The following is a 12,634-nucleotide window of genomic DNA, read 5'->3' as shown; positions in this document are numbered from 1 at the left end:
TCTGAAAGGTATTGAAAATTGAGCAAGCCTTTACAAGACCGGACTAAAAACTTTAGCAAACCCCTCTTTTAAACGGTCTAATTTGGGCCTTTTTTTAAATTCATGATAATCCATTTGCTGGCTTATTTTACAGTCCTTTAAAAAATCATGTTTCAATTGCTCGGTAAGTTCTTTATCGTATGCTAAAATATTCACCTCATAATTCTGCTCAAAACTTCTGACATCTAAATTGGCAGTACCTATGGTTGTTAACTGATCATCTGAAAACATGACTTTACTATGTAAAAAGCCATCAGGATACAAATAAATCTTTATACCAGCCTCCAGAAAATTTTCAAAATACGATTGCACACTCCACTTAACCAAAAAACTATCGGAATTGGAAGAAAGCAAAATCCTTACGTCTACACCGCCCAACGCAGCCACTTGTAAAGCTTCCATAATTGCCTCACCTGGAATAATATAAGGGTTAACAATATATACGTATTTCTTGGCACTATTTATCAATGAAAAATAAAGTTGATGTACCGATGGAAAATCAGAATCCGGGCCGCTTGATACCGTTTGAACAATAGATTTCCCTATTTCCGGTATTGCAGAAAAATAGCCCAAGGTTAGAATATCATCCTTACCACTGGCAAAATTCCAATCCATGGCAAATACTGCTTGTAAACTACTGACTACTGGACCCCTAAGTCGCAAATGCATATCATGCCATGTTCCTAAAACAGGATCTCCGTTAAGGTATTTATCCGATACATTAATACCGCCCGTAAATGCGGTAAGACCATCAACCACAACTATTTTTCTATGGTTTCTGTAGTTAATAGAAGATAGTAACCTCTTAAATCGTATGGGTAAAAAGCCATACACCTCTATACCCAATTTCTTTAGATGATTTATATAAGTCTTGCTTAGCGTATTGCTTCCCAAGCCATCATACAAAAAACGCACTTCTACACCTTCTTTTCTTTTCTTTTGTAAAATAGAAAGGAACCTATCTGCCAATTCTCCTTCCTCAAAAATATAATATTGAATGTGTATAAATTTTTTAGCACTTTCCATAGCCTCAAAAATAGCCTCAAAAGTTACCGGGCCATCTTTAAGCACTGTCAGCTCATTACCCTGACTAGGCAAGAAATTGGAGTTTTTAGCTATAAGCTTCACCAATTTTATGTGGCTTTTTATCGGAGCAGGAATGGTTAAATCTTCATCGTCATCAATATCATCATAGTAGTCCTTTACCGTTTTAAGATATGCCGTGATTTCTTCGGTCTTTTTAAGTCTGTAAAACTTGTTTTTACGTCTGTTGCGGCCAAGAACATAGTAAAACAACATTCCGCCAACAGGAATTGTAAAGATGGCCAAAAGCCAGCCTAAGGTCTTTGTTGGACGAATACCGTACAGCAGTAACCTTACCACTAAGAATAGGGCCAACGAGAAATATATAATAAGAGCGATGGTCATATTCTGGATATTAAGTGAGTAGGGATTAACGGTTTAGTCCCGGATACGTATTGCAAAGCTTACCAAGCCACCATCAATATCTGCTTCATGTAAAATACCATTTTTATAGAAGTACATATTCTCTTTGCCATTGGCATTAATTTTCTTGTACTTATGATTTCCTAAAGAAACAATAGTATTCATGGTACCATCTTGTTCAGAATAACATTTTTTAATATTCTTGGGCTCCTTAAAATACATTAATACTGTGGTATATTGAATAGAGTCTTGTAAGGTACTTTCTTTTTTATTTTTTATAATTTGGTATTGAGTGTTTTGCCATAAGGTACTTGTTTCTGCATGTTCTCTACTATTGACCACAATGCTAACCTTGGCCTTTTTGAGCATAGCTTTACTAAAAGTAACATCATATTTATAATCTACTTCTATTGTTGTTAACAGCCTGGTCTTGATGCTTGTAAAACTCTGATATGTAGTTACATTTCCTTTTGTTTTTTGGTGTGTGTCCAAACTACCAATTATCTTATCCTTCATGATAATGTCATAATGTAATGTAGTAGCCAAGAAAATTGAATCGCTGCTAAAACCCATTAAAAAGATAAGCCAAATAAAATGCTTGAACATAATGCTTTTATTTAATTAAAAGAATCTGTACTTAGGTGCAAATTACCGTTTAATACACAGTATACCTCTGACATATATCATGTAAACATACCTTAGCATTACTAGATATAGACTTGAAAACAACCTTAAGATAATTTCTGAAAAAAAAGTAATAAATCTAAGTTCCTATCAAAGTTATAAGGAACTTATGCGGCCTTGCCTATGACCCCGAGGAGATGAGAAGAGAGTTTTAGGTGGAGTTTTTAATACATAAAAAGAAAAAATGCCCTCAAATCTAACTTAATTACATGGACGCATCTAAGTTTTAATAGGAAGGCATTTCTAATGGTTAGTGCTTGCTAGTTAATCTCTACTGTTTTAGGTTCATGTTTTTTAGCACTTTCTTTTTTAGCTAACTTAAATTTAAGAATGCCATCTTTATATGCTGCTTTAATTTCTTCGTCCGAAACGCTCTCTGGTAGTCGGAGCGATTTTTTAAACGAGGTATAACTAAACTCCTTGCGGCTATAATTATCTTCCTCCTCTTCTTTTGAGTTTGAATTTTCTGCCGAAATGTTCAGACATCCATTCTCAACACTCACATTAAAATCTTTCTTGTCATAGCCAGGTGCGGCTAGTTCCACCTCAAAATTATCATCGTTTTCCTTTACGTTCATGGCGGGTTCTTCAATTTTATTCAACCAAGAACCTCCATTAAAAAAATCATCGCTGTTAAAGAAATCAGGAGTTACCAGATTTCCCCAAGGTTTTCTATTAAATTTTACTAGTGACATAATTCTAAAATTTTAAGTTAAACAATTACATATAACAAAATTATTGAAGAAGAAGATTCAAAAGCATGATTTAAATCATAGAGATAAAAAAAATGATATTCTAATGGTAATATTCCACATGTTACCATTATAAAGTTGACCAATTACATGGTACAAGAAAGAAAACTATTATAGAATTTTTAAATTGAAGAACCGCTCTAGATATAGAGTGTCAAAATATAAAAGCAGGAATAAGATAAGCGATGAAAAAGTAAGCTTGCAGATTTAAACTATCTTTTGGAAGATCTATTTATAGTATAAATTAAATCAAGAGATCGATAACAAGTCCAATAGTATTTACACATATTTATTTGATAAAAAAAGACTGCTCGAAATTAAGTCTTCCGAACAGCCTTATCAACCACCTTGTAATTTTAATTACCTTTTAAAAGTAAAAATGATTTTAGAATTAGCTCACCTTAAAGTTCGCTTTGCTTTAATCTTTAAAAGAATTTTATTAAAGAAATTCTCCCTTTTCATTAAGTTTCACACGTAAAGTTTTATCCCCGTTTTCCAACTTAACTTTATAAGTTTTATTAGCACCAAGGCCATCCTTGTAATTCACTAGATAAACATCTTTAGTAGTTTTCCATTCAGGAAAACGATCTAAAATTGCAGTTTTTACCGAAGTAGGTAAATTAATGTTTTTGAACTTTTCTGCTGTACGCAATAGTTTACCATCCTTGTCATAAGCCGCTAGGATTTTACCTTCAGGAATAAAAAAGGTTACGTTGTAAAGGTCATAATCATCTTGGTAAAAGTCAGAATCCTTTACATCATAGGAAGCCGCCTTTCGCTCCAATAATTCAATTGGCACTGATGCCACTTCCATTGTGTTCACATCGTTCAAGTACTTATAATTGGTAGCATAAACGATTACTTCACTTAATTGCTCTGTTTTGGGTACTTGGGCAAATACTTGTGCAGTTAACCCAATCGCCATAATACTTAACATAATTTTTTTCATGATACATGAATTTAAATTTGTATTTCAGTTAATAAAAATGAATCTTCTCTGAGATTCAATATATCAAAAGTAAATAGCTTGTTTTATCCGTATAATGATCTAGGTCAGTTGATTAAAAAAATAAAGTTTCTTATCAATCCCTTAAAAGCAATGCTAATTTGGCTAGAATAATAAGTTCTGCTTTGTTGGTTCCCGAAAATGACTTGGCTATGGAATGTGCGGTATCCGCAATTAAAATTTTCACCTGTTCTGGAAAAAGTTTTAAATGTTCTGTATAATATTTTGCAAAATCTTGAAAACACTGTTCACTTTCCCCATCATTTTCCAATAGCCAGTCAAACACCGTTTCTATCTGGTAGGCAGCATCAGCGTTGTACCTATCTTCTATATCGTCAACAGCTAACCAACTCTTTCTTATAATCTCCCTTAGTTTGTCTAGTTCTTTAATATGCACCGTACGGTCTGTCATGGCAATGGCATAAAACAGTTTTCCTAGATTTTGGTAGAATTCAATGCCTACCTTATTAGAATTTAACATTTTCGTACATTTAAAGATTACTGAATGAAAGTATGTGAAATGCCCACTCTTTTCTATGACAAAAATCAGTTTAATGGTTTAACTTTATTTTATGAACATTTTTCAAAAAAACAGTGAAATTTTCAATTTGCTTGCTGAGGGCGTTTCCGAGGGTATTATTGTGGTTAATAAAGAGCAAGTTATTGTTATCTCAAATTCATCTGCAGAGGAAATGTTCGGCTATGAAAAAGGAGAACTTTTAGGAAAGCCTCTAGACACACTAATTCCCCAAAGGTATCACAAGCATCATGACCAGCATGTAGACCATTTTATTTCAAAAAGTGAGAAGCGACAAATGGGCCATGGTAGAGACTTGCACGGTATTCGTAAAAACAAAGAAGAATTTCCTGTAGAAGCCGGTTTGAATCCGTTTGAATTAGATGGCTCCGTTTTTGTAATGGCTTTGATCATAGATATTACGGAGCGTAAAAAGAGGGAACAGGAATTAAGTCATTGGGCACGGATATTCAATGAATCTTTAAATGAGATTTATACTTTTGATGCAACATCCTTTATCTTTAAAGATGTTAATAAAGCAGCACAGCACAATTTGGGTTATTCGTTGGACGAGCTCCAAAAAATGACACCTTTGGACATCAAACCTCATCTTAAACAATCAGAATTCGTAAAAATTATTGAACCTCTTGTAAATGACGATACAGGAAAAATAAAATTTGAGACTACCCATTTGAGAAAAGATGGTTCTACTTACCCCGTAGAGGTGCATCTACAACTTTCCAATACTGGCCAAAACCAGAGTTTTGTGGCTATGATTTTGGATATCACAGAACAAAAAAACTATACTGAAAATTTAGAAAGAACCGTTCAAAAACGTACGCTACAGCTAACGGAAGCATTGGAAAATGAAAAAGAACTGAACGAACTAAAAACGCGTTTTTTATCTTTAGTTTCGCATGAATTCAAGACTCCACTAAGTAGTATTCTTACCTCAATTACACTATTGGGCAAATACAAACTTACGGAACAGCAGGAAAAACGTGATAAACACGTAACCACCATCCGCAAAAAAGTAAAATATCTGGATACTATTTTGAATGACTTCCTTTCTGTGGAACGATTAGAATCTGGAAAAGTCAATTATAATATTGAGGAATTTCCGCTAAGTAAACTGGTAAACGAGGTAGTGTACGACGCTAATATGCTACTCAAAGCCGGGCAAAAAATACATTACCCAGAAAATATAGATGACGTTTTTATAGAGTTTGATGAAAAAACACTAGAGCTCGTTCTTTCTAACCTTATACATAATGCTATAAAATATTCCCCTGAAGATTCAACTATTGATATACTGGTAAAAACAAATCCCAACACCATTGAATTGCAGGTAAAGGATAACGGCATTGGTATTCCCGAAGAAGATCAAAAACATATTTTTGATCGTTATTTTAGGGCAGAAAATGCCCTATTGACACAAGGCACAGGTATTGGCTTAAACATTGCCAAACAGCACTTAGAAAATTTAGGCGCATCCCTAATCTTTAAAAGTCAGCAGGATAAGGGTTCTATATTTATCGTAAATATCCCCAAAGAACAGAAAACCTAGAGAAAATGAAGACTATTTTATTAATTGAAGACGATAAAGCACTAAGGGAAAACACCGAAGAACTTCTAGAGCTTTCCAACTATAACGTAATTACCGCTCCAAATGGAAAAATAGGTATTCAGCTAGGTATAGAAAAATTACCGGATATCATTATTTGCGATATTATGATGCCAGAAGTAGATGGTTATGGCGTTCTAAAAAACCTGTCTTCCGATGAAAGAACCAAGCACATTCCATTTATATTCTTATCTGCAATAACGGAGCATAAGGAAATTAGAAAAGGAATGGATCTGGGTGCTGACGATTATTTGACCAAACCTTTTGAGGAAGATGACTTGATAAGTGCCGTAGAAAGTAGGTTGGCAAAGGCTAAACTATTAGGTGGTATGGTTGGAGATGGAGCTTTAAAGTCAGAAGCTTCCGAAGAAGAGATGCGTACCCTAGAGGAACTAAAAGCCTTTTTCAATCAAAATGGAGAGGCTTCAAGCTTTGGTATAGGAAAGACTATTTTTAAAGAAGGTTCCCGGTCAGACACCATATACCTTGTGTTAAAAGGCCTTATAAAAGGTCATACTATGGATGGAGATGGCAAAGAATTAATTACTTCCTTATACCACGCCGATGATTTTTTGGGATTCACTTCTTTTGTGAGTCAGATTCCCTATCAAGAATCCGCTACCGTTATTGAAGATGCTGAGCTAGCCGCTATTTCTAATCAAAATCTACAGGAAATTTTGAAAAAAAATAATACTATTTCCTTACAACTTATGGAACTTCTGTCCCAAAATATTACCGAAATAAAAGCGCAATTATTTCAAATGGCCTACAGTTCCGTTCGGAGAAAAACGGCCCAAACACTCATACAGTTTGCCCAGGTAATGAACACAAATACTGAAGGTTCTATCAAAATTTCTAGAAGTGATTTGGCCAGTGTAGCTGGCATTGCTACAGAAAGTCTAATCAGAACACTATCAGGTTTTAAAAAGGAGGGGCTTATTGAAATTGAGGGACGGAATATTAAAATAAAAGAATTGAAAGCACTTCAATATGTAAATTAGGAATTGCTGCATTTTTATTTCAAAAATATGAGGCATGATAAATATCATATTTTAAAAATAGACACAGCTCTATCTTTGGTTTGTAGCTTAAACTAATGCAAACTATACTCATACCTACAGACTTTTCCCATAATTCTTGGAACGCACTTGCCTATGCAGTTAAATTGTTCAAGGACGTGCCTTGTAATTTTTATATTCTTCATGTAGGTGCTTTAAGCCAATCTAGCGTAAAAGGCAACTCGTTTTCGTTACCTATGAGTAAAATAACTCCTTCCATAAAGGAGAAGTTAGAAGATGTATTTCAAAGAATAAAACAATTGCCCATTAATAAAGAGCACCATTTTGTTGCGCTACAAGATTATGGTAATCTAGTTAGTATTTTACGGAAGACCGTAGAAGAAAAAAAAATAGATCTTATTGTCATGGGAACCAAGGGTGCATCTGGCATTCAAGAATCTGTAATAGGAAGTAATACGGGAGATGTTATAACCAAAGTGGCCTGTAACCTTTTGGTAGTTCCGGAGAATGCCAAATTTAACAGCCCCAAAGAAATAGCTTTTCCCACAGACTATAATATTTTTTATTCTCATGCTATTTTAGAAACCATATCTAAAGTACTGCATATGTGCAAGGCCAATCTGCAGGTCATACATGTATCTAACATTAAAAAAGAGCTCAACCCCACACAAAAAATAAACCAGACATATTTACAAGATTATTTAGAAGAACTTTTCGCAAAATCTTATAGCTTTCATAATCTGAAAGATAAAAATGTAAAAACGGCTATAGATACATTCACTAAGAATGGAAATATAGATATGGTAGTCATGGTAGCAAAAAACCTTAACTTTCTACAACAATTGTTGTTTGATTCTACCATAGAAAAATTAAGTTTCCATACTACGCTGCCCTTGTTGGTATTACATGAATAATATTTTTTCCTTTATCTCATTTTAAAACCTTAGCCTTAACATATTAGTCATAGACCTAAGGGTACAACTATTAAGTTTCTAAACTCCGTCTCGCGGCTTTAAATTCTGGAGTAAGGTTTAACTACTACGACTGATATAAATCATAGGTTTTGTGTTATTACAGGACTACTTTAGAGTGGACTTCTAAACAACTAACACATGAGAACTGTATTAATTCCTACTGATTTTTCAGACAATGCAATGCACGCAATAGACCATGCATTGAATCTCTACAAATGCGAACGCACTACTTTTTATTTTCTTCACGCCTATGCAGATGAAGTGTACGGACCGTTTAAAAAAAGCGGAGAATCTATTAAAACAACCGAAAAAATCATAAAAAACAAAACGGAAGAAGCACTTAAAAAACTAATCTTAAAAGTCAAGGATAAAACTCATAACCCAAAACATTCTTATGAATCAGTCTCCGCTTTTGAGTCTTTAGTTGATTCGGTTAATGATTTTGTCAACCAGGCCAATATAGATTTGGTTGTAATGGGTACCCAAGGTCAAACGGCTGATAAGAAAATTACTTTTGGAAGTCATACCGTACAGATATTCAAATATGTGAAATGTCCTGTTTTGGCTATTCCACAAAACTATACATACCAACAACCTAAAAAAATATTGTTTCCAACAGATTATATGCTGCCTTACAAAAGACGGGAATTACGTCTTTTAAATGATATAGCGGCCGAATTTAAATCTGAAATACATTGTCTTTACATTTCAGATTTTGAGGATTTAAGTTATAGACAACTGGATAATAAGCGATTTTTAGAAGAAACTTTACCTAATTCCTACCCTTATTTTGAAAGAACGCCCGTAAAGAATAAAGCTGAGGCTATAATGGAATACATTTCTCAGAACGAAATGAATTTATTGGTAATGGTAAACGCTAGACATTCGTTTCTAGAAGATATGTTATACAAATCTACTATTGATGATATAGGGCTAGACTTAAAACTACCGTTTTTGGTAATGCAGAACTTACCGCGGTAAAACCAAAAATGTAAGATTATGAAAAAAATTCTATTGCCCACAGATTTTTCAGATAATGCATGGAATGCCATATTTACGGCTGTAAAGATGTATGCCAGTATAGAATGTCAATTTTACCTGTTGCATGCCTATGAGCCCAATTCGTTAAATTTACTTGGCCGTAAAAACACGGAACGTCTTGGGGTCATCTACAATTCATTAGCGGAATATTCCACACAAGAATTGGAGAAAATTTTGGATTATTTGCATAAGAATCATACAAATCCAAACCACAGCTTTGAGTCTATTTCAAAACCAAGAACCTTAGAGGAAGCCATTCAAGAAACTGCATCATCTAAAGATATAGATATTGTTGTGATGGGCACTCAAGGAGCAACGGGTGCCAAGGAGATTTTTATGGGAAGTAATGCGGTAAAAGTTCTTAAGAAAATTAAAAACTACCCTGTGTTGGTAGTCCCCTCCGAATACAATTTTCAAAATTTGAAAACATTGGTCCTACCCACCAATTATACGCAAACCTATAGAAAACAACAACTATCTGCCCTAACCGAATTGGTTACAATTTGGAACGCCAAAATACAGATTTTACACGTAACTGCAGAGTTTGAGCTAAATGATATACAAAATGATAATCGCGAAGTTTTAAAGAATTCTTTTTCAACTTTGGACTATTCCTTTTATAATGCTGAATTTGAAGAAGACATATCCCATAGTATTGAAAAGTATTTATCAAAAAATACAGTGGATCTAATGGCGATGATACGTTACGAACATACGTTTTGGGAGAAAGTTATTGGCGAACCGGTTATAAAGAAGATAACTTTTCATTCTAAAATACCAGTTTTAATACTTCCAGAATATGTATGAATTACAGAGCTATAAATTTTAAAATAACAAAATCAAATATGGGTTAAAAACAAAAAGTTACACTTTTCATAAGCTTTCTGGTTTTTCTCTTTGCCAAGTTATTGGCGGATAGGGTTTTCTTCCCCTTGCTTGATAAATTGGAAAACTTTCCTTTCTATTAGCAGCTGCTTTTTTTGAAAATTGATTCGTATGGCTTTGAATAGGATGACCTATCCTATTCAATTCCTTTTTTACTTGATCAAATGCCTTCTGGTTATTGTATAGGAAACCAATGACACCTTGCTCTATATCTACATCAATAATTCTAATGTTCAATATGCGACTCAAATTACGCACCACAACATCTTTACTGGCGTTGGAATCCAAATTTTTAAGAGTTGCTAGAGCTTTCATGGTTTCTGAATTTTGGGTAATTTAAATTAAAGCATGCATGCAAAAAATGATATATATCAGTTCAATAGAAAAAGTGTTGTTTTATTTCATATTTCCATTCTCATAACCTGTTTGGCTCTTTATTAAAATTTCTTTTCTCCCCTCATTTTTCAAAAGCTTGTTTCCGTTGCCGTATGATATTTATCATTGCCAGAAAACCAAATGCCAATTACTTTTAGAATACCATACATAGAACCAAAACAATGAAAAACATACTGATACCTACTGATTTTTCCGACAACGCCTGGAACGCCATTGAATACGGTATTGCCTTTTTAAAAAAAACAAAATGTAAGTTCCATATCGTACATGTAAATCCTATTGCTTCATTTTCAGACGGTGAAGTGGCCATGTATGCATCACAAGAAGTTTTTAGGGAAAGTTTAATAGAAAAAAGCTTAGAAAAACTTCAAAAATTACTTGAAAAAATAGAACGTCTGCCACTGAATACAAAACATACCTTTTATACCTCGGCTTTTTATGGATTCTTTACAGACTATATAAAGGAGGAAGTAAAAAATAAGGACATTGATTTTATCATTATGGGAACCAAAGGTGCAAATGGCATAAAGGCCGTTTCCATGGGTAGCAACACGGGTAATGTAATAACAAAGGTTAAGTGCCCCGTTTTGGCCGTACCCCAGAATGCGGAATATCATAGACCAAAAGAAATTGTTTTTCCTACGGACTATTATTTAAGCTACGATATTAAAGTGTTAGAAAATATAAAAGAATTGGCATCATTAAACCACTCCACAATACGTTTTCTATATCTCTCAAAAGCAGGAGAAAAACTAACCCAGGAGCAAACAAAAAATCAAGAATTTTTAAGCGGTTATTTTTCAGAAATTGAAAATAGTTTTCATAAAATAACCGGAGAAAAACTTGAAACGGCCGTACAATGTTTTACAGAAAGTAGAAAGGTAGACATGATTGTTATGGTTGCAAAGAACCTAAATTTTTTGGAACGGATTCTTTTTAAACCCAAGGTGGAAAAAATAAGTTATCATATTACTATTCCATTTCTAGTCTTACATGAATAGAATACTAAAAAGAGTTGATAACGGTTGCGAAGAACAACCCAATATTATATGCTTCTATTTACCTCTACCCCTAAAAAAACTAAACTCTTTAAACTGACCATAATCATAGTTTTTTGAATACTATTCCTGTAGATTTATACTTAAAATTAAACGCAAGGGCCATGAAACGAATTTTACTTCCTACTGATTTTTCAGACAACTCATTTGAAGCCATCCGTTATGCTTTGCAGGTATTTAAGGAGATAGAATGTACATTTTTTCTTTTGCATACCTATACTCCCCCTGTATATCAAACGGAATATCTTATAGGCAGTTCTGGGCAAATTGGTTTGGGCGATGTAATGCGTGAAACCTCTCAAACACAGTTAGAACAATTACAAAGCCGTTTGGAAAAGGAATACAAAAACCCTAATCATACTTTTGTAGTCCATACAGCTTTCAACACCCTATTAGGAGAAGTTACAGATACAATAGAAAAAGAAAATATAGACTTAGTGATTATGGGTACTAAAGGTGCTACGGGAGCTACGGAAATACTTTTTGGCACCAATACCGTTCACGTAATTAAAAAAGCCAAATGCCCCGTAATAGCAGTACCCCCAAAATTTGAGTATGAAGCTCCGAAGGAAATTTTATTTCCCACAGATTTTGAAATTGAGTACAAAAAAGAAAAATTAGAAGTCCTTTTAACAATTGCCGAAAAATATCAATCTAGGATTAACATCATGCACGTTCGTACAGGTTTAGACCTTACAAACACACAGAAAAAAAATAAAAAAGAACTTGAAGAACTTTTGGATAACAGGAGTCTTTTTCATGATATACCAGACAATACAATAACCGATGCGGTCAATGAATTTCAACTCAAACAAAGAGTAAACCTATTGGTCATGGTACAAAACAAACATACATTTTTGGAGCGTCTTTTTATAGAGCCGGTCATTAAGAAAATTGGGTTTCATATTACGGTGCCCTTCATGGTCATTCCCCAAGTATAGTTTTAAGAAAAACTTATCAAATACATAACCTGTCAGGATATTTCAAAGCTTTGCTTGATTTAGAACTTTCTCAAAATAAAATCGGGCATTAGAATACACCTTTAAATTTTTAAAGCTATAAACCACTTTTTTTAAGGGTATTGTGATTTAATAAATAATTTTATTGGATAACATGGCTATTTAATAAAACCTACTTGAAATTGTTTTCCAAAATGCACAATCCGCTATTGATCATATATTGTTTAGATGTCA

Annotated in this window: 13 protein-coding genes; 7 read left to right on the top strand and 6 right to left on the bottom strand. The window is 33.7% G+C overall.

What is annotated here, in order from left to right; all coding sequences use genetic code 11:
- Positions 1-30 precede the first annotated feature (30 nt).
- The 5 genes from cls to IWB64_RS12025 all read right to left on the bottom strand — a co-directional run bounded on the left by cls (position 31) and on the right by IWB64_RS12025 (position 4,408).
- Positions 31-1,467, bottom strand: a complete 1,437-nt coding sequence (cls, locus tag IWB64_RS12045; protein WP_194534232.1) for a cardiolipin synthase — start codon at positions 1,465-1,467, stop codon at positions 31-33.
- Between the two features lie 33 nt (positions 1,468-1,500).
- Positions 1,501-2,091, bottom strand: coding sequence for a DUF6134 family protein (locus tag IWB64_RS12040; RefSeq protein ID WP_194534231.1), 591 nt, complete (start codon positions 2,089-2,091; stop codon positions 1,501-1,503).
- 338 nt (positions 2,092-2,429) lie between these two features.
- A complete protein-coding gene (locus IWB64_RS12035) occupies positions 2,430-2,864 on the bottom strand; it encodes an Hsp20/alpha crystallin family protein (protein WP_194534230.1) in 435 nt (144 codons plus the stop codon).
- A gap of 496 nt (positions 2,865-3,360) precedes the next feature.
- A complete protein-coding gene (locus tag IWB64_RS12030; RefSeq protein ID WP_194534229.1) occupies positions 3,361-3,870 on the bottom strand; it encodes a nicotinate-nucleotide adenylyltransferase in 510 nt (169 codons plus the stop codon).
- Between the two features lie 133 nt (positions 3,871-4,003).
- Positions 4,004-4,408: a hypothetical protein gene (locus tag IWB64_RS12025; protein ID WP_194534228.1), complete on the bottom strand. Its 405-nt coding sequence runs from the start codon at positions 4,406-4,408 to the stop codon at positions 4,004-4,006.
- Between the two features lie 91 nt (positions 4,409-4,499).
- Between IWB64_RS12025 and IWB64_RS12020 the strand changes: the two genes are divergently transcribed.
- The 5 genes from IWB64_RS12020 to IWB64_RS12000 all read left to right on the top strand — a co-directional run bounded on the left by IWB64_RS12020 (position 4,500) and on the right by IWB64_RS12000 (position 9,909).
- Positions 4,500-6,011 (top strand): sensor histidine kinase, encoded by a 1,512-nt coding sequence (locus IWB64_RS12020; RefSeq protein WP_194534227.1) that lies wholly within the window; start codon positions 4,500-4,502, stop codon positions 6,009-6,011.
- Positions 6,012-6,016: 5 nt separating this feature from the next.
- Positions 6,017-7,069: a response regulator gene (locus tag IWB64_RS12015; RefSeq protein WP_194534226.1), complete on the top strand. Its 1,053-nt coding sequence runs from the start codon at positions 6,017-6,019 to the stop codon at positions 7,067-7,069.
- A gap of 95 nt (positions 7,070-7,164) precedes the next feature.
- Entirely contained in the window at positions 7,165-8,001 is an 837-nt protein-coding gene (locus IWB64_RS12010) for a universal stress protein (protein ID WP_194534225.1), read from the top strand.
- Between the two features lie 198 nt (positions 8,002-8,199).
- Positions 8,200-9,042: a universal stress protein gene (locus tag IWB64_RS12005; RefSeq protein WP_194534224.1), complete on the top strand. Its 843-nt coding sequence runs from the start codon at positions 8,200-8,202 to the stop codon at positions 9,040-9,042.
- A gap of 18 nt (positions 9,043-9,060) precedes the next feature.
- The gene (locus IWB64_RS12000) at positions 9,061-9,909 is read left to right on the top strand and encodes a universal stress protein (protein WP_194534223.1); all 849 of its coding nucleotides are present in this window, start codon (positions 9,061-9,063) and stop codon (positions 9,907-9,909) included.
- A 66-nt stretch (positions 9,910-9,975) separates the two neighbouring features.
- On the opposite strand, the gene IWB64_RS11995 is transcribed toward IWB64_RS12000, so the two are convergent.
- A complete protein-coding gene (locus IWB64_RS11995; protein WP_194534222.1) occupies positions 9,976-10,302 on the bottom strand; it encodes a hypothetical protein in 327 nt (108 codons plus the stop codon).
- Positions 10,303-10,544: 242 nt separating this feature from the next.
- Here IWB64_RS11995 and IWB64_RS11990 point away from each other — a divergent pair, with 242 nt between their 5' ends.
- Together IWB64_RS11990 and IWB64_RS11985 are read left to right on the top strand one after the other, a co-directional pair.
- Entirely contained in the window at positions 10,545-11,384 is an 840-nt protein-coding gene (locus IWB64_RS11990) for a universal stress protein (protein ID WP_194534221.1), read from the top strand.
- A 161-nt stretch (positions 11,385-11,545) separates the two neighbouring features.
- The gene (locus IWB64_RS11985; protein WP_194534220.1) at positions 11,546-12,382 is read left to right on the top strand and encodes a universal stress protein; all 837 of its coding nucleotides are present in this window, start codon (positions 11,546-11,548) and stop codon (positions 12,380-12,382) included.
- The last annotated feature ends 252 nt before the right edge of the window (positions 12,383-12,634 follow it).

Origin of the sequence: Zobellia nedashkovskayae (assembly GCF_015330125.1) — a bacterium.
GTDB lineage: Bacteria > Bacteroidota > Bacteroidia > Flavobacteriales > Flavobacteriaceae > Zobellia > Zobellia nedashkovskayae.
This window is presented reverse-complemented; position numbering and strand designations above follow the sequence as displayed.